The following is a 16,829-nucleotide window of genomic DNA, read 5'->3' on the forward strand; positions in this document are numbered from 1 at the left end:
TCATCACCGTCCGTGGCACCGCTTTCGAGAAGGCGGCGAGCGAAGGCGGTTCGGGCGTGGTGGAAGCCGTGGCCTCGACCGGCGACAAGGGGCTGTCGTCCTTCGTCGGCGCCGAGATCGTCAAGCTGGAACGGCCCGAACTGACCAGCGCCAAGATCATCGTGTCGGGCGGCCGGGCGTTGAAGGATGGCGAGACGTTCGAAGCGACCATCTTTCCGCTGGCCGACAAGCTGGGCGCTGCGGTGGGTGCGAGCCGTGCGGCGGTCGATGCGGGCTATGTGCCCAACGACTATCAGGTCGGGCAGACCGGCAAGATCGTGGCGCCCGAAGTCTATATCGCGGTCGGCATTTCCGGCGCGATCCAGCATCTGGCGGGCATGAAGGACAGCAAGACCATCATCGCCATCAACAAGGATGAGGATGCGCCGATCTTCCAGGTCGCCGATATCGGCCTCGTCGGCGATCTGTTCAAGATCGTGCCTGAGCTTACCGAAAAACTGTAACGGCCAAAACCTATCCAATCCTGTGGGGCAGTAGCGTCCCACAGGTCATGGCCTATACGTGCATGGTCAAAACAGGCGCAGGACGATGATCCATGCGGGCAGGACCGCCAGCGCCAGAAAGCTGCCAAGCGGCACGCGAGCCGTGCGCTGTTTCGCGCGGCCGGTGATCAGCATGACCGCAAGCCCCAATATGGACGCGATCAGCAGGATGAACGGCAATGCCTGCCAGCCGAACCAGGCGCCAAGAGCGCCCAGCAATTTCGCATCGCCCAGCCCCAACCCGTCCCGCCCGCGCAGCGCCCGATAGCTGAGCGCGATGGCCAGCAACGCGCCATAACCGATCGCCGCGCCGATGACCCGATCGGGCAAGCTGACATCCGTCGCCCAAATTCCTACGGTTAGGCCCAGAAAGGCGAGTGGCAGGGTCAGCGCATCGGGCAACCAGAAATGACGCCAATCCAATATCGCCAGCGTCAGCAGCAACCAGCCAAGCAAGGCCCAGGTGACACCGCCCAGCTCGGGCAAGCCACCGATCGCCAGCGCGCCGATGATCGCGCAAGCCGCCTCCATTCGGCCATGCAGCGGGTCGATCCGCGCGCCACAGGTGCGACACCGGCCGCGTTGGACAACCGCGCTCAGCAATGGCACCAGATCGCGGGCACCTAAATTGCGGCCGCACCCATCACAGGCCGAACGACCACGCAGGACGCTGCGCCCCTGGGGCCAGCGCAATATGATCGTGCTCAGAAAACTGCCGGCGATCGCACCGGCCAACGCACCGATAAGGGCTGCACCGATCAGCGCCGCGACCGGCTGCATCACAATGTGCCTTCGACCTTCAGCACCTGCCCGCCGCCGATCGACGCGAACCCGGCCTGTCCCAACGTCGCCGACAGCGCAGGATCGGCGGTTTCTACCCGCATTTCCGCCGTATAGCGACCAGACCGCCAGATGCGCAGGCTGATCTTTTCCATGCCCGACTGGCTGACCAATGGCAGCAGCAGCGCATCGCCATCGCAGGTCACGACGCCCGAAAGCCCTTGGCTGAGGTTCAGGCCCGGCATCTGCCCGGCCATCCGTGCCCGCACCCGCCCTTCGGCATGGCCGCAGCGATCGCCGCTATAATAAGCGCTGACATCCTCCAGCATCAGACTGCCCACCGGCAGCGGCGCGAAGGTGCGACCCAGCGGCACCGCGCCAGTCACATCGTCCACGCCGATCCGACCGAAACCGACCGTCAGCGCACCACGGATATCGTCCGCCAGCCCCTTGGTCCGGGCAATATCGAAACGGGCACGACCCATGAGCAGCGACACCGGGGACAATCCCGCCCGCACGCTGCCCAGCGGCATGTTGCCCAACATCAGCTGGTCGATCCGCCCGCTCCACACGCTGCCGCGCACCTCGCGAGCGGCGACGCCCAGACGCTCCAACCCCGCCACGCCCAGCGCCACGCGCATCGGCAGAAACAGCAACAGGCCAAAGAGCAGCGCCAGGAGCAGGACGATGCGCATCCGCCGCGACAGGATAAGGCCCATCATTGCCCTGCCCCCCGCACCAGCACGGCCTGCACCGATATGCTGCCCGCCGTGGCGGATGGGCGCGCGCTCATCGTGTCGATCCGCACGTCCTGCGCCTCCAGCGTCGCCAGCCAGGAGAAGAGCACGACCGGCCGGACCGAGGCGATGGCGATGTCCATCCGGTCGCTACCCTGCGCCTGCGCCCGTTCCAGCGTCAGCCCCGCTTCGCCCGCGCTCTGGCCGACAAACTGGTCGATCGGCGTGGCAGGACCGGTAGTGGCGGCTTCGCGGGGAAGCGTCTTCAACTGCTTCACCGCCACTCGCACCGCCGCATTACGGTCGGTCGCCGCCAGCAAAGTCTCGCGCGCGGATCGCTGCGCCCGATCGAGCGGCATCGCCACCCCGAACCAGAGCAGCACGATAGCCAGCAGCGCGAACATCACGCCCAGCATCCATTGTTCGCGGGGCGACCGCTCCGACCAATATGTCGCTATCCGTTCCATCATGACCGCACCGTGATATCTGCCAGCGTCCGTCCGCCCGGCTCCTGCGAGGGCGTCGCCGTGATCGTGAAGCCGGACGCCTGCAACGCCAGCAGCACGACATTGATGTCGTCCGCCTTGGCCGCCGCCAGCGTGGCGCGCACCATGCCATCCGGGTCACGCGACAGGCTGGTCAACGCCACGCCCGGCGCATCCTGCATCGCGCTCAGCAAAGCGGCGACCGGCGCAGTGAAGGCCCGTCCGCCCGCCCCGCGCGCCGCCAGCTTGCCCTCCATCTCGGCCAAGGCCTGCGTCGCGTCGGTCGCGCCCGGCAACACCTGCTGCGCCTGCGCCAGACTTTCATCGTCCAGTCGATTGGCTTCCATATGCTGTTTGGCGACACCGATCAGCGCGATCATCAGGCTGGCGACCAGGATCAGTGCGCTCCACAGCATGATGCGGCCCAACGTCTGGCCATCCATCGCGCGCCGTACCCGCTTGGCAAAATCGCCCTGCCGCAAGTCGAGCGGCGGCGTATCGAGCGCCGCGATCGCCCGTCCTTCGATCAGCCCCGGCGTCCCATCGACGATGGGCGCTTCCGCGATCAGTTCAGGCATCGCCATATCGCCGGTCAACGCCATGTCGATACCGCGCAATACCGTCTCACCACCGATCAAGCCGCGCGTGAAGCCCTGCTCCGGTTCGGGCAGCAGTAGCGCGGCCGGCACGATGATGTCCGGGTCCAGCCCGTGATGCTGCGCCCAGAGCACCCAATGCAGCATGTCGGCGCGGCTCGCCACGGCAATGATATGCGGCCGGGCCGGATCTTCATTCGCGTCGGCAACGGCAAACAACTGGTCGGCCGGCAGCAGCCCGCCCGCCAGCGCCGCCAGTCGCGCCGCCGCCCGCCCCTGCCGCGCCGGCAGGTCGGGATGGGCCGTCCAATGCAGCGTCACCAGCGCAGCGGGCGGCACCAGCAGCACGCGCGCCTGATCCGGCAGCGCGGCAAGACCGCAGGCCGCCAGCCAGTTGGCGCCTTCACCTGACTGGGTCAGCACACCATCGACGACCCGCATCCAGCGCGGCGCAGCCTCTGCCGCCTCGGACAGAAAGACGATCAGCGCATCGCGACTGCTCATGCCCCAGCGCCCCAGCTGCGCCGCACCAGCCGCGCGGGGCTTTCCCGCGCGTCGATCAGCGCCCGCTCCACCACCTGCGTTCCCCCGACATCCACCGAAACGTCCACTCCGAAAAATCCAGTCGTCAATTTAACCTGCGCGCCCACCTCCGCGTCCGGCGACAAGCCAGCCAGCGAAGGCATCGCCCAGAACTGCACCGTGCTGCCGTAGCCGTCCGCCGGCCGCTGCGCCAGCAGTTGCCGCGCCTGTGCCACGCTCAATTGCCCCGGCAGCAACATGGCGAACAAGGGTGCCTGCTGCGGCAGCAGCGTATTGATGTTGATCTGCGACAGAGTCGTGACCGGCAGCGCGCAAATCCACGGTTTCGCCAGATCATAGATGGCCGGGCTGATGCCACTGACCGCCCGCAATTCGCTGGCGTCCACCATCATGCGGTTGGCGGCGCGATAGGGCCGCTCCATCGCCGCATAAGTCTCGTCTTCCGCACCGCCGGGCTGCGGCACGCTGTCCGTGTCGATCCAGTCGGCCAGGCTGGCGGCGGCGACCTGCGCCTGTCGCGCGTCCACGCCCAATGCCTCCAGCAGGCCCTGAAACTGCAAGACGCCGATCGGGCGGACCTTCAGGTTTGCCTCCGTCTCGCCGCTGACGACGCTGTTGAGGTTGAAGCAATTGCCGCCATCGGTCACCCGCGCGATCGCCACGCCACCGGGCACCGGGATGGATTGCGGCGTGCCCATCCAACCGCCCGCCAGCGTGATCTTCGCCGGATTGGATGCGGTCAGATCGGCGATGCGCAGTCGTGCCATCTCCATGCCGGCATCGGCATAGGCCCGCCCCTGATCCACCGCGCCGCCATTGCCGGTCATGCGGGTCGCCAGCGCCAGCCGCTCCAGCGCGGTCGCGGCCACCACGGCCATCACCGCCACCAGCAGCAGGACCGTCAGCAACGCCGCGCCTCGTTCGCTATCCTTGCTGGGATCAGGCACCGGCCGCCCCCTCCAGCTTCTCCGCCGGACCGGGCGCGACCAGGAAGCGCAGCATGATCGGCGGCTCGCCAGAGCGCGTCACGATCATCTCGACCGCGCGGGGCATCAGGTCCGGCTGGCTTGGGGTCCAGGCCTCCTGCCATTTGCCCTGTGCGTCACGAAAGCGCAGCACGACCGTTTCGACATTGTCGAGCAAGGCCGCCGGTTCGTCGCCCGCTGCGCCGTCCAGTTGCGCATAGGTGCGCCGTTCCAACCGCCCCTGCCGCACCCAATATTCGACTTTCTGAAGCGAAGGCCGCGGCAGATCGCCCAGATTGTCCCACCCACCCCGCACGAACTGCATGACCGGCGTGGCTTCTCCGCCATCATGTGCCCAGAATGCGGGGGCGAGCGTGCCGGCCTCCGTCCGGGTGATGCGCGGCACCGCCTGCCCCAGATCGCCGGCCAGCGCGCCGCCGGCCCGCTGCACCGCCGCCATATCGTCCAGCCGCGCCTTCACCTGCGCCTGCGCGGACACGCTGTTGCCCAGCAGCAACACGCCGGCACTGGCGAGCATCGCGAAGATCATGAGGGCCACAAGCAGCTCGATCAGCGTGAAGCCCTGTTGGGCGGAGCGCTCAAGAGATGTGAAGCCGTGTTCACCCCCATCGCCGTTCGGTTCGAGCCTGTCGAGAACGGGTGAGCGCGCAACGGTTCTCGACAAGCTCGAACCGAACGGATGTTGGGAATGCGCCATCATTCGACCACCCGCACGAAACTCAGCACAACCGGTGAAGCGCCGGGCTGGCCATCCACGGTCAGGTCGACCTGCAACAGCCGTTGATCGTTGGTCGGCTTGACGGTGCGGCTCCAGTGCCAGCGACGACCGCCATTATCGACATCGCCATCCTCGTCACCGATGGAAGGCGGCACGGGATCGCTCTGCACCTCCGCCATCAGGTTGCGCGCCACGATCTGGCCCAGCGCCTTGCTGTCGAGGTCGGCGGCGGTGCGCAGCGTCACCCCCTGCAACCGCACCAGCGCCAGCGCGGCCAGGCTGAACACCGCCAGCGCCACGAGCATTTCCAGCAGCGTGAAGCCTCGCTCCGTTTCCCGACCCTTACCCACCGACCAAGACCTTCCCCGCCATATCGACGGTCACGGATACGCGCTCGCCTTCGCGGGCGAGCGTCACGGTCAGGGGATCGGTGGGCAGGCCGGTACCGTCGAAGGCGATTTGCTGGCGCCCATCCTTGCCCACTAGCGCGCGGGTGCCGCCCTTCCAGTTGGCGGTGGCGAAGGGCTTGTCCTCCAGCGGTGTCCACTGGCCACCTTCGCGGCGCTGAAAGCCGTAGCCGGACGCCGACACCCACAGACCCATGGGGCGCGCGGTCACGACCGCTTCGTCGCGCGCGGCGGCAACGCGCGCGGCAAAGCGGTCGGCATCTTCGATCACGCGCCCGCGCGGATCGGGAATGGCCAGCACGACGGCAGCTGAAATGAAGCCGATGATCGTCAGCACGACCATCAGCTCGACCAACGTGAAGCCGTTTTCGGCGGAACGCCTCAAGGGCGTGAAGCCGCGCTCGTCGGCACGCGAGCGCGCCCCGGCGTAGGCCGGGGCCCAGTGGATCAGACGCCGCGCACGCCTCTCTGGACCCCGGCCTTCGCCGGGGAACAGTTTGTCAAAGCTCGCTGGAATAGATATCCGCATTTTCGCTCTCGCCGCCAGGCTGGCCGTCCGCGCCCAGCGAACTGATGTCGAACGCGCCCTTGCGGCCCGGCACGGTGTAGAGATAGGCGCGACCCCACGGATCGTCGGGCAGCTTCTTGATATAACCGCCGCGACGATAACGCTGCGGCTGTGCCAGCGACGCCGGCGGGTTCAGCAATGCCTGCAACCCGTCCGACCCGGCCGGATAGGTCAGATTGTCTAGCCGATATTGCTCCAGCGCCTGCTCGATCGTCGCGATGTCCGCCTTCGCCTTCTCGACCCGCGCCGTGTCGGTTGCCGGGATCACGTTGATCGCCACGATCGTCGCCAGCAGGCCTATGATGACGATCACGACCATCAGTTCGACCAGCGTAAAGCCGTTTTCGGCGGAACGCCTCAAGGGCGTAAATCCGCGCTCATCAGATGATGAGCGCGCCCCGGCGCAGGCCGGGGCCCAAGGGCCTTGACGCTGTTCTGCGTCATCTGAACCCCGGCCTTCGCCGGGGAACAGGGTGCGGATAGAAAATTGCTTCATATTCAACTCCTTCAAGCCCCGGTGAGGCTTTGCAGCTGCAAGATCGGCAGCAGGATGGACAGGATGATGACGGCGACGATGCCGCCCATCAATATGATGATGATCGGCTCCAGCATCGCCAGCGCGGCGGAGGTGAAGCTGTCGAATTCGCGTTCCAGATAGTCGGCGGCGCGCTCCAGCATCGTGTCGAGACGCCCGGCACTTTCGCCACTGGCCGCCAGATAGACCAGCAGCGGCGGAAACACGCCAGCCCGCCGCAGCGCGGCCGACAGGCTGCCACCGCCCCGGATCGCTTCGACAATCTCGTCCGACGCCTTGCGCAGCACCCGGTTGTGGACGGTGTTGGCGGTCAGCGACAGGCCCTCCATCAGCGGCAGGCGGCTGGCGATCATGGTCGACAGGGTCCGCGCCATCCGTGCCGCATGCAGATCCCGGATCAGCCGGCCCAGCAAGGGCAAGCCAAGCAGCATGGCGTCGAAGCGATAGCGAAAGCGATCCACCTTCATCGCGCGCCAGAAGCCCACGCCTCCCAGCGCCATCAGGATCAGCAGAAGCCACCAATAAGCGGCCAGGAAGGCGGAAACGCCCATCACTATGCGGGTGAGCAGCGGCAATTCCTGCCCCACCGTGTCGAACTGCTCCACCACCTTGGGCACGACGAAGATCATCAGCGCCGCGACCACGAATATGGCGAAGGTCGCCAGCACGGACGGATAGGCGATCGCCGTCAGCACCTTGGACCGCATCACCGCCTGCCGTTCCATCAGGTCGGAAAGCCGTTCCATGATGGTGGGCAGGCTGCCTGAGCTTTCGCCGGCCGAAATCATCGCGCGAAAGAGCGGCGGGAAGCTTTTGGGTTCGGCGCCCAGCGCGTCGGCCAGCCGCCGCCCTTCCAGGACGCCGCCATGCACCTTGCCCACGATCGCGCGGACATGATCCTGCTCGCTCTGCTTGCCGATGGTACGCAGCGATTCTTCGAGCGGACTGACCTGGATCAGCGTGGACAACTGGCGGGTGAAAAGCGTCAATTCCTTGGCCGACAGGCGCGGCGTGCGGAGTGACAGGCCCGCCCGCTTGCGCGCCGTTTCGACCGCACCCGGCTCGATCCGCACGATGAACAGCTTGCGCGCATCCAGTTTGGCGCGCGCGTCCTCAATCGTGGCGGCCTTCATGCTGCCGCTGCGTTCCCGACCTGCGGGGTCGATGACGCTATAGTCGAAATCAGCCATCGGCGATGGTTTCCGCCTCGACCGAATCGCGGCGCGACACGCGGATCGCTTCTTCCGCCGTAGTCTGCCCATCGCGCACCAGCGCCCGCGCGGCGGACCCCAGGTTCGGTGCATTCAGGAAGGCGTGACGCGCGATCAGCGATTCGTCGCCGCCGTCGTTGATGAGGCGGCGGATGGTATCGTCCACCCGGATCGCCTCGAACACGCCGATCCGGCCCTTATAGCCGGAGCCGTTACACGCGTCGCAGCCGCGGGCCCGATAGATGATGGTGCCCGGATCGAAGCCCAGCAGCGCGCTGGCCGACTTGTCCGCCTGCACCGGCTCACGGCAGCTCTGGCAAAGGCGCCGGACGAGGCGCTGGGCGATGACCGCGCGCAGCGTGGAGGCGAGCAGGAAGGGTTCGACCCGCATGTCGCGCATACGGGTGATCGCGCCGACCGCATCATTGGTGTGGACCGTGGACAGGACGAGATGCCCGGTCAGCGATGCCTGCACCGCTATCTCCGCCGTCTCGCGATCGCGGATTTCGCCGACCATGACGACGTCGGGATCTTGCCGCAGGATCGCGCGCAGGCCCGCCGCGAAGGTCAGTCCGACCTTGGCATTGACCTGCGTCTGGCCCACGCCCTCCATCGCATATTCGACCGGATCTTCGACGGTCAGGATATTGCGCGACCCATCGTTCAACTGGCGTAGGCCCGCATACAGCGTCGTCGTCTTTCCCGACCCGGTCGGCCCGGTGACCAGGATGATGCCATTCGGTTCGCTCAGCCCTTCGCGGAAGATGCGATCGGGGGTACCGGTCATGCCCAGCAGGTCGAGCGTGATACCGGCATTTTCCTTGTCCAATATGCGCAGCACCACCCGCTCGCCTGCCCGGCTCGGCAGGGTCGACACACGCACGTCGAGCAGTTTGCCGCCCAGCGTCAGGCCGATGCGCCCATCCTGCGGCACGCGCCGTTCGGCGATGTCCAGCCGCGCCATCACCTTGATGCGGCTGACAACCACCGGCGCGACGTGGGGCGGCATGCGCAGCGTTTCGCGCAAGACGCCATCCACGCGCATGCGCACGATCAGGCCGGTTTCATAAGGTTCGATATGAATGTCCGACACGCCCTGCCGCGCGGCTTCGGCAATGATGCCGTTGATCAGGCGGATCGCCGGCGCGTCGTCCGCGCTGTCGAGCAGATCGTCGGCGGTCGGAATGTCGGCGGCCAGAATATCCAGCTCGTCCGCGCCGACCTCCAGCGATCCGGCCATGGCTGCCGCGCTGCCTTCCATCGCATAATGGTTGGACAGATGCCGATCGAACTCGCCCGGCGCGACGAAGATGACGTCGAAGCTGCGCGCCAGATGGCGTCGTACTTCCAGCAGGATGCGCGGATCACTGCCCTCGCGCACGGCGATGGTCAGCCGATCGCCCTCCACCGGCAGCATGACCACGCCATGTTTGCGCGCGAAGACATAGGGAATGTCGATCGGCCGCGATGGCGCCGAAGGAAATTCAACAGCTTGCGACTGATCGCTCACTTCTTCTCTCCGCTTGCCGGTATCTCGACAGGTCGCACCACGCCTCTCGACTGGCGGACGCTGGGTTCGATAACCTGTGACGGCGCGGCGCCCGCATCGGGCTGAACCACGGCATCGCCCGGCTGCGCCGCGACCGGCGGGGTCGCGCCCATATAGTCGCGCACCAGTTCGTCGATGGTCGGCTCCATGTCGGGATTGCGCTGCAACTGCATGCCGCGCACATAGCCATAGCGCTGTTGCGTCAGCCGCTGCGCGTCTTCCTTGGTGCGCAGGATGGTCGGGCGGATGAAGACCATCAAATTGGTCTTGGACCGGCTGCGGCTGCGCGATTTGAATAGCTCGCCCAGCCCCGGAATGTCGGACAGCAGCGGAATGCGCTCGATCGTCTTGCGCTCATTATCGTCCAGCAAACCGCCCAGCGCGAGGATCTCGCCATCGTCCACGGTGACGGTCGTCTCGATCTCACGCTTGTTGATGATGAGGTCGCTGCTGGAATTGCTGACCGGCCCGGCAACGCTCGACACTTCCTGTTTCAGGAACAGCTTGATCGCGCCGCCGGTATTGATCTGCGGCTTCACCTCCAGCTTTATGCCGACATCCTGCCGCTGGACGGTGCGGAACTGATTGTCAAAATTCTGGCTCAGCGCCTCGCCGGTGGTGACGGGCACCTGCTGCCCGACCAGGATCGACGCCTTCTGATTGTCCAGCGTCATCACCGATGGCGTGGACAGCAGATTGCTTTCCGTGTCGGACTTCACCGCATTGATGATCGCGCCGAAGATACCGTTCTTGCCGATCTGCGTGCCAAGGCCACCGATGATCCCGGTCGCGCTTTGCAGGCTGCTAATCGCCGCTTCCTGCAAGCTGCTGGCCAGATCGCCGTTCTCGCGCGTTTCGGTGGTCGTGATCGTCCCGTCCGCCGCCACCACCGTCGTCTTGGTGGTCCCCAGCTGGTTTGCGCCATAGGCACCGGCCAGCGTTAGCAGATTGGGCGAAGCATTGCTGTAATTGGTCGCTGCAAAGCCCGTCTTCGTGCTGCCGATCAGGAATTGCACGCCCAGCTTCTTGGCCGCCGCATCGCTGATCTCCACAATGATGGCTTCGACCAGCACCTGTTCGCGGCGGGTATCGACCTGACGGATGGTTTCGCCCAGCATCCGCTGCACGTCGCTATTGGCCGCCACGATGATGGCGTTGGCGCCTTCATAGCGGGTGACGATCGCCGGGCCGCGCGTGGATATCCCGCCGCCGCTGGACGACGAAGAGGAGGACGCTGCCGCCACCGGCGCCGCCGCCTGGGACGCAGGCGCCGCGCCGCTAGCCGCCGGGGTGGAGGCCGTCACCGGCTGGCTGGTCGATTGGCCCACAAGCTGCTGCAACACCGGCAACAGCTTTTCGGCATCGGCATGTTCCAGCCAGTAGACGCGGATTTCCGTGCCGCTTGCCGCCTGCTGGTCCAACTGTCGCGCCATCGCCACCAGCCGGGCGACGGTATTGGCGTCACCCCGGATCGCGACCGCATTGCTGCTGTCGATCGGCACTACGGTGGCGGCCGAAGGCGCGGCATTCTCGCCGCCGCCGCTGGCCACCAACGCCTGCAACGACGTCGCGATTTCGCGCGCGCCGGCATTTTTCAGCATCACCATCTGCGTCGCAGCCGTATCGCGGTCGATGCGGGCGATCACCTGACGGATGCGGGCGATATTGTCGGCATAGTCGGCCACGACCACGCTGTTGCCGGCGCGGTTGGCGGTGACGGAGCCTTCCTTGCTGACCAGCGGGCGCAGCGTTTCCAGCGCGCTTGCCGCATCGATCGAACGCAGGCGGAAGACTTCGGTGACGAAGCTGTTGCGATTGGCCGCACGGCCGACGCTGCTGGGCTGGCCGGCCGCGCCATCGGCCGGCTGGATGCGATAGGCGCCGCCCGGTGCCGGCACCGCGACCAGACCATTGGCGCGCAGGGTCGACAGCACGATCTCGAAATATTCGGATCGGCTGAGCGGCCGGTCGGTCACGACCGACACTTTCCCCTGCACCTTATTGTCGATGATGAAGGTGCGGCCGGTTACCCGCGCTGCATCTTGAATGAAGGCGCGGATATCGGCATCGCGCACGTTCAGCGTCTGCTGCGCCATGACAGGTGCAGCGATCGGCGTGGCAAGGGCGAGCGCGGTGGCTGCGGAGAGGAGGAGTTTGCGGGTCATTGGCCTTGCACTATGATGTTGACCGATGCGACGGCGGCGCCGCGCTCGACGGTCAGGGAGAGGCGCGCGCCGGGCGCGATCTGGTTCTGAAGGGTCTGAAGATCGCCGGCCGATCCGATCGGCTGACCATTGATCTGGCTGACGATATCGCCAGGCTTGAAGCCCACGCCGGCAAAGCCCGGCCCCTTGGACAGCACGGCAAGGCCGGTGACGCGGCCATTCTGCAAACGCGGGGCAAAGCCGATGTCGCGCTTCAGGCTGTCGACGGTAGGGCCGGCACCGGGCGGCGCGGGCGGCGGTGGCGCGGCGCTCTGCCAACCCTCGCCGCTCGCCGGAGCAGGTTCCGCTTCGGGCGCCGGGGTCGACTGGTCGAGGAAAATCTGCTCTTCCGCCCCGCCCCGGTCGATCGTGACATGGTCGAAGGCCACGGCTTTCAAAACCACGCCCGGCATGACCTCATCCCCCACGGCGAAGCTGTTCTGCACCCCGTCGGGCGAAGCGATGATGGCCGAGCCCAGCCCTGACCCTTCATTCAGCCGTATGCCGTAAAGGGTCAGCGCCAGCGAGGTGACGACACCGCTGCCGGCCTGTTGCGGCGCACCGCTGCGAAAAAAGGGGTCGAAGCTGGCGAAGAGCGCCTGACGTGCGGCGAGAGACAGCGTCTGCGCCTGCCGCCCTTCCCACGGGCCAAAGCTGCCGACCGGCACCACCACGGCCCAGACAAGGCGCACAAGTTGCAGCGCCAGCACCACCAGCAGCAGCTTTTCGAGCAGCGCCAGCCAGTCGATCGCCGGAAGCGATACCGACCGTTCGCGCCTGAAACCGCGCATCCTATCGCCAAATGGCACACGCATGATGGTGAAGCACGCCCCCGTTTATTCCCTAGGGGCCAGCTAGGCGGGTGATCTTACTCCAGAATGACAGTTATATGACTGATATATGACATGACGTAATAGCGGTGTCCCGCGACTTGCATTTTCAACAACGGAAGATAGGCGTGGCGACGTCTTTCCATCATCTTCGCCTTTTCGGATCGCCCATGACGAACCAGATCGACGCCCCTTTGAATATCGATGCTGACCCCGCCTGGATTGCGTCCCACCCCCGCATCCAGCGCGTGCCGAGCAAGGAATTGACGCTGTTCATCCAGCGCGATTTCCTGAATGCGCAGGATTGTGCCGCGCTGGTCGAGCGGATCGACGCCAGCCGCCGCCCTTCGACCATCGCGGACGCCAATGGCGACGGCTATTTCCGCACCAGCGAAACCTGCGACCTCGACCATGCCAACCCCTTCGTCGCCGCAATCAATGCGCGGCTGGACGCCTTTGCCGGCATCGCCACGGCCCATGGCGAACCGATCCAGGGGCAGCGTTATGATGTCGGGCAGGAATTCAAGGCGCATACCGATTATTTCGACCCCAAGGGCGCGGATTATGCGCGCTATTGCTCGGTCGCTGGCAACCGCACCTGGACGCTGATGATCTATCTGAACGAACCGGCCGCCGGCGGCGCCACCCGCTTCACGAAGATCGGCAAGACGGTCCAACCCGAAACGGGCAAATTGCTGATATGGAATAATCGCCTGAGTTCAGGCGAACCCAATCCCGCCAGCATCCATCATGGCATGAAGGTGCGAACCGGCGTGAAACACGTCATCACCAAATGGTATCGGGAACGCCCCTGGGGGTAATCAAGACCAGAAAGGCTGAGCCTCCACCAACTTGCCATGCGCCTTCGCCGCAGCGCGGAGCAGTTTCGGCTTGTCCGCCATGTCCGCCTCCCTCGCCAGCCCGATCCGCGCCAGCGTGGCGGGGGCCGTCACCAGATCGTTGAGCTTGCCGAGCCTGTCCTGCATCGCTTCCAGCTTACCGATGAAGCGCTTGTACCGCCGCGCCGTCTTGGCGGGAAAAAGATCGCCAAAATATTCAGAAGCATAGCGCAGTTTCTTCGCATCCTTTCGCACGGCATGCCGCGCCTCGTCGCTCAACCGCTTCATATGCTTACCGCCTTTGGCGACGCGCTTGCGGCGTTTGCGCAGCCGATCCGCCGCAAAGGGTGCGATAGGCTGCGCGGCTTCGTCGCCCAGACCCGCGCCATCCGCCAGCCATTGAGTCAGGTCGAGCATCAACATCCGCACCCGCGCGGCGCCCAGCCATTGAAGCACGCGTGCATGCGCCTGCGTCCTCGCCGCTTCCAACACCGCATACCCGGCCGCATCATCGACCGACAGAACGTCCAGATCGCGCGCCTCGCCCAGCACATGCGCCAGCCAGCGCAACTCGCCCTGGAACCCCGCCACCTCCTCCGCTCGCAGGAGCGGCCCGAACAGGCTCAACGCCGTGCGCAACCGGCGGATCGCCACCCGCGCCTGATGCAGCGCAGCGGGCACATAGCCCTCCAGCAACAGCCCCTCGTTCAACCGATAATGGCGCAGGCACAGCGCCACGATCCGCCCAAAGGCATCGCCGGTCGTCATATCGGGATCGAGCCGCACCGGTTCCGCCTTGTGCGCCTTGGGCAAGGCCTTGGTCAGTCGATAGCCACGCTCCGACTTGCTCAGCACCCCGGTCCGCACCGGCACATCCGCGTCGATCCGCCGCGCCAGCGCGAACAAGGCCGCCGGCGCACCATTTTTCAACTCCAGTTCGATTTCGCAGATCGGCTCCTCCCGATCGCCAGCCCGCACCACGCCACGGTCCAGAACCAGTTCGATCAGCGCGCCATCCTGCGGCACCAGCCAGGTCCGCCGCTCCACGATCACTGCAAAGACCGGCACGACATCGGCCACCGCATCGCCCAGCAGCGCCGCCACCGGATTGCCGTCATCCAGCACCGGCGTATCGCCACGCACGGGCCTTTCCCACTCGTCCCGCGCGAACAGCCCCGCCCCGCCACGTCCATTCGCCTTAACCGTCTGGATGCGCCGCCGCCCCGATCGGCGAATGCGCAGGCTCACGCCCTGATGGGCCAACTGATGATCGGGCGTGTCGAAATAGGTGGCATGCAATGTCGCCGTCTCACCGTCCAACGTCAGCAAGGGCGGCCATTGCGCAAAGATTTCAGCCGCTTGCGCAGACAGTTCCAGCTTGAGTTCGATTTCCGCTTGCAAATCCAGCTTCCTCTCGACGCCCCCGCGATGAACATGCCCTTTATCATGGCCGCACCGTTCATGGAAATGCCACGAGAGTCCCTGAATTGTCACATGACAGTCCCTCCATTGTCACAGAACCAGCATCACCATGTCATCTGGCGCGCCTAACTGCCCGATCCGAGGGCGACAGGGGGCGTTGTCCGAATCGAAATTCCCCTGCGCTCCGCACTTCAACCATCCCGGCAAGACCGGAGCGGAGACGACATGGCCAAGATTAACCGTATCCAAACGATCCTGATGGCGAGCTGCGCCTGCGTGGGCCTGAGCGCCTGCGGCGCCGACGACATCGCTTCGCCCGGCGAAGGCACGATCGTCATTCCGGCTCCGACGCCGACGCCAACCCCCACGCCGACGCCCACCCCGACACCGACCCCCACGGCCGTGACGCCGGCAGCCAACTGCCCGACCATCGCAGGTTCGGTCCAGCTGACCGACGCCGGCACGATCACGGATGGCACCAACACCTGGCGCAACTGCGCCTTCCCGGCGCGCTTCACCGCATCGACGGCCATTTCGAAGCAGACCGGCGTCATCTACTCGATGCCTGGCCGCGTCGATGTCGGCACCGATCAGGGCGCGACCAGCACCGGCAACAACGTCACGCTGACGATCGATCCGGGCGTCACCATCTTCGCCGGCACCGGCAACACCTTCCTGGCCGTCAACCGCGGCAACCGCATCAACGCCGTCGGCACCGCGACCCAGCCGATCGTGTTCACCAGCCGTGAAAACGTCCTGGGCACCAGCACCGACCAGTCGTCGGGCCAGTGGGGCGGCGTCGTGCTGCTCGGCCGTGCGAAGATCACCGACTGTCTTGCCCCGGCCGCCGCACCCGGCACCACGGCGTGCGAACGCGACACCGAAGGCGCCAGCGGCGCGCTGTACGGCGGCGCTGACGACACCGACAATTCGGGTCGCATGTCCTACGTCCAGATCCGCTATTCGGGCTTCGTCCTGTCGGGTTCGAGCGAATTGCAGGGCCTGACCCCCTCGGGCGTCGGCACCGGCACCGTGCTTGACCATATCCAGGTCCACAACAGCTCGGACGACGGCATCGAAATCTTCGGTGGTTCGGTTCACCCGCGCTATCTGGTCCTGACCGGCAACGAAGACGATAACCTCGACACCGACATGGGCTATCGCGGCACCGTCCAGTTCCTGCTGAGCATCCAGCGCGCGAACAACGACATCGGCGACGGTTTCCTCGAAACCGACTCGAACGGCGGCACCAACAGCAACGCCAGCGAAGACGCCCTGCCGCGTCAGTACCTCAAGGTTGCCAACTTCACCGCCATCAACCGTGCGACCACCGGTTCGAACGGTGCGGCCATGCTGCTGCGCGGCGGCGCCGACCTGGCGCTGGTGAACGGCATCATCGTCAGCCCGACCCAGAGCTGCCTGCGCATCGACAGCACGCCGACCGTCCGCGACGCCGACACGGCGCTTCAGGACGCCGGCAAGCCGCGCTACATCTCGGTCGTGATGCAGTGCAACAGCACGCCGTACAAGGGCAGCCGCGGCGTCGATGCCGCGACCGTACAGTCGATCTTCGAAGCCGGCGCGAACAGCACCATCAGCTACACCCCGTCGCTGACCAGCCTGTTCATCAACGGCCCGACCGAAACCGCTCGTACCGCCATCGACCCCAAGACCATCGACACCAACTTCGCCACCACCAACTATATCGGTGCGGTGAAGGACAGCGCCGATACCTGGTATGCTGGCTGGACCTGCAACTCGGCGACCGCCAGCTTCGGTTCGACCAGCGGCAATTGCACCGTCATCCCGCGCTGATCGGCACCTGACCTCAACAGGGGCGGGGGAGCGTAACCTACGCTTCCCCGCCTTCTTTTGCC

At 65.9% G+C, this 16,829-nt stretch carries 17 protein-coding genes; 3 read left to right on the forward strand and 14 right to left on the reverse strand.

Features of this window, described 5'->3' with window-relative positions; genetic code table 11:
* The coding region (locus F4U95_RS07965; protein ID WP_211363958.1) for an electron transfer flavoprotein subunit alpha/FixB family protein at positions 1–503 on the forward strand (503 nt) is incomplete at its 5' end.
* Between the two features lie 66 nt (positions 504–569).
* Here F4U95_RS07965 and F4U95_RS07970 read toward each other — a convergent pair.
* From F4U95_RS07970 to F4U95_RS08030, 13 genes are all read right to left on the reverse strand, one after another.
* Positions 570–1,322: a prepilin peptidase gene (locus tag F4U95_RS07970; protein WP_150425273.1), complete on the reverse strand. Its 753-nt coding sequence runs from the start codon at positions 1,320–1,322 to the stop codon at positions 570–572.
* Positions 1,322–2,044, reverse strand: a complete 723-nt coding sequence (gene gspN, locus F4U95_RS07975; RefSeq protein ID WP_150425274.1) for a type II secretion system protein N — start codon at positions 2,042–2,044, stop codon at positions 1,322–1,324. The genes F4U95_RS07970 and gspN overlap by 1 nt, the downstream gene beginning before the upstream one ends.
* Positions 2,041–2,529, reverse strand: a complete 489-nt coding sequence (gene gspM / locus F4U95_RS07980) for a type II secretion system protein GspM (RefSeq protein ID WP_150425275.1) — start codon at positions 2,527–2,529, stop codon at positions 2,041–2,043. The genes gspN and gspM overlap by 4 nt, the downstream gene beginning before the upstream one ends.
* Positions 2,526–3,644, reverse strand: coding sequence for a type II secretion system protein GspL (gene gspL, locus F4U95_RS07985; protein ID WP_150425276.1), 1,119 nt, complete (start codon positions 3,642–3,644; stop codon positions 2,526–2,528). Before gspL ends, gspM begins: the two co-directional genes overlap by 4 nt.
* Positions 3,641–4,630, reverse strand: coding sequence for a type II secretion system minor pseudopilin GspK (gene gspK / locus F4U95_RS07990; protein WP_150425277.1), 990 nt, complete (start codon positions 4,628–4,630; stop codon positions 3,641–3,643). The genes gspL and gspK overlap by 4 nt, the downstream gene beginning before the upstream one ends.
* Positions 4,623–5,333 (reverse strand): type II secretion system minor pseudopilin GspJ, encoded by a 711-nt coding sequence (gene gspJ, locus F4U95_RS07995; protein ID WP_425505048.1) that lies wholly within the window; start codon positions 5,331–5,333, stop codon positions 4,623–4,625. Before gspJ ends, gspK begins: the two co-directional genes overlap by 8 nt.
* Positions 5,334–5,365: 32 nt before the next feature.
* Positions 5,366–5,737, reverse strand: coding sequence for a type II secretion system minor pseudopilin GspI (gene gspI, locus F4U95_RS08000; RefSeq protein ID WP_281347230.1), 372 nt, complete (start codon positions 5,735–5,737; stop codon positions 5,366–5,368).
* Positions 5,730–6,179: a GspH/FimT family pseudopilin gene (locus tag F4U95_RS08005; protein ID WP_281347231.1), complete on the reverse strand. Its 450-nt coding sequence runs from the start codon at positions 6,177–6,179 to the stop codon at positions 5,730–5,732. Before F4U95_RS08005 ends, gspI begins: the two co-directional genes overlap by 8 nt.
* Before the next feature lie 115 nt (positions 6,180–6,294).
* Positions 6,295–6,858, reverse strand: a complete 564-nt coding sequence (gspG, locus tag F4U95_RS08010; RefSeq protein WP_425505049.1) for a type II secretion system major pseudopilin GspG — start codon at positions 6,856–6,858, stop codon at positions 6,295–6,297.
* A gap of 11 nt (positions 6,859–6,869) precedes the next feature.
* The gene (gspF, locus tag F4U95_RS08015) at positions 6,870–8,087 is read right to left on the reverse strand and encodes a type II secretion system inner membrane protein GspF (RefSeq protein ID WP_150425279.1); all 1,218 of its coding nucleotides are present in this window, start codon (positions 8,085–8,087) and stop codon (positions 6,870–6,872) included.
* Positions 8,080–9,618: a type II secretion system ATPase GspE gene (gene gspE, locus F4U95_RS08020; protein ID WP_172598765.1), complete on the reverse strand. Its 1,539-nt coding sequence runs from the start codon at positions 9,616–9,618 to the stop codon at positions 8,080–8,082. Before gspE ends, gspF begins: the two co-directional genes overlap by 8 nt.
* Positions 9,615–11,822 carry a type II secretion system secretin GspD gene (gene gspD / locus F4U95_RS08025; RefSeq protein WP_150425280.1) on the reverse strand — a complete coding sequence of 736 codons (2,208 nt, stop codon included), beginning with the start codon at positions 11,820–11,822 and terminating at the stop codon, positions 9,615–9,617. The genes gspE and gspD overlap by 4 nt, the downstream gene beginning before the upstream one ends.
* The gene (locus F4U95_RS08030; protein ID WP_150425281.1) at positions 11,819–12,676 is read right to left on the reverse strand and encodes a type II secretion system protein N; all 858 of its coding nucleotides are present in this window, start codon (positions 12,674–12,676) and stop codon (positions 11,819–11,821) included. Before F4U95_RS08030 ends, gspD begins: the two co-directional genes overlap by 4 nt.
* 185 nt (positions 12,677–12,861) lie before the next feature.
* Here F4U95_RS08030 and F4U95_RS08035 point away from each other — a divergent pair, with 185 nt between their 5' ends.
* Positions 12,862–13,512 (forward strand): prolyl hydroxylase family protein, encoded by a 651-nt coding sequence (locus tag F4U95_RS08035; RefSeq protein WP_150425282.1) that lies wholly within the window; start codon positions 12,862–12,864, stop codon positions 13,510–13,512.
* Here the strand turns inward: F4U95_RS08035 and F4U95_RS08040 are convergent, their stop codons facing one another.
* Positions 13,513–14,931 carry a CYTH and CHAD domain-containing protein gene (locus F4U95_RS08040; protein WP_150425283.1) on the reverse strand — a complete coding sequence of 473 codons (1,419 nt, stop codon included), beginning with the start codon at positions 14,929–14,931 and terminating at the stop codon, positions 13,513–13,515.
* Between the two features lie 246 nt (positions 14,932–15,177).
* On the opposite strand from F4U95_RS08040, the gene F4U95_RS08045 reads away from it, so the two are divergent.
* The gene (locus F4U95_RS08045) at positions 15,178–16,767 is read left to right on the forward strand and encodes a hypothetical protein (protein WP_150425284.1); all 1,590 of its coding nucleotides are present in this window, start codon (positions 15,178–15,180) and stop codon (positions 16,765–16,767) included.
* Positions 16,768–16,829 lie beyond the last annotated feature (62 nt).

The organism is Sphingobium limneticum (assembly GCF_008710165.1).
GTDB lineage: Bacteria > Pseudomonadota > Alphaproteobacteria > Sphingomonadales > Sphingomonadaceae > Sphingobium > Sphingobium limneticum.

Bases quoted from the DNA above. Each gene is read 5' to 3' on its own strand.
- gspG (WP_425505049.1), bottom strand. From the start codon at position 6,858: ATGAAGCAATTTTCTATCCGCACCCTGTTCCCCGGCGAAGGCCGGGGT.
- gspM (WP_150425275.1), bottom strand. From the start codon at position 2,529: ATGATGGAACGGATAGCGACATATTGGTCGGAGCGGTCGCCCCGCGAA.
- gspD (WP_150425280.1), bottom strand. From the start codon at position 11,822: ATGACCCGCAAACTCCTCCTCTCCGCAGCCACCGCGCTCGCCCTTGCC.
- F4U95_RS08045 (WP_150425284.1), top strand. From the start codon at position 15,178: ATGGCCAAGATTAACCGTATCCAAACGATCCTGATGGCGAGCTGCGCC.
- F4U95_RS08030 (WP_150425281.1), bottom strand. From the start codon at position 12,676: ATGCGTGTGCCATTTGGCGATAGGATGCGCGGTTTCAGGCGCGAACGG.
- gspF (WP_150425279.1), bottom strand. From the start codon at position 8,087: ATGGCTGATTTCGACTATAGCGTCATCGACCCCGCAGGTCGGGAACGC.
- gspL (WP_150425276.1), bottom strand. From the start codon at position 3,644: ATGAGCAGTCGCGATGCGCTGATCGTCTTTCTGTCCGAGGCGGCAGAG.
- F4U95_RS07970 (WP_150425273.1), bottom strand. From the start codon at position 1,322: ATGCAGCCGGTCGCGGCGCTGATCGGTGCAGCCCTTATCGGTGCGTTG.
- F4U95_RS08035 (WP_150425282.1), top strand. From the start codon at position 12,862: ATGACGAACCAGATCGACGCCCCTTTGAATATCGATGCTGACCCCGCC.
- gspN (WP_150425274.1), bottom strand. From the start codon at position 2,044: ATGATGGGCCTTATCCTGTCGCGGCGGATGCGCATCGTCCTGCTCCTG.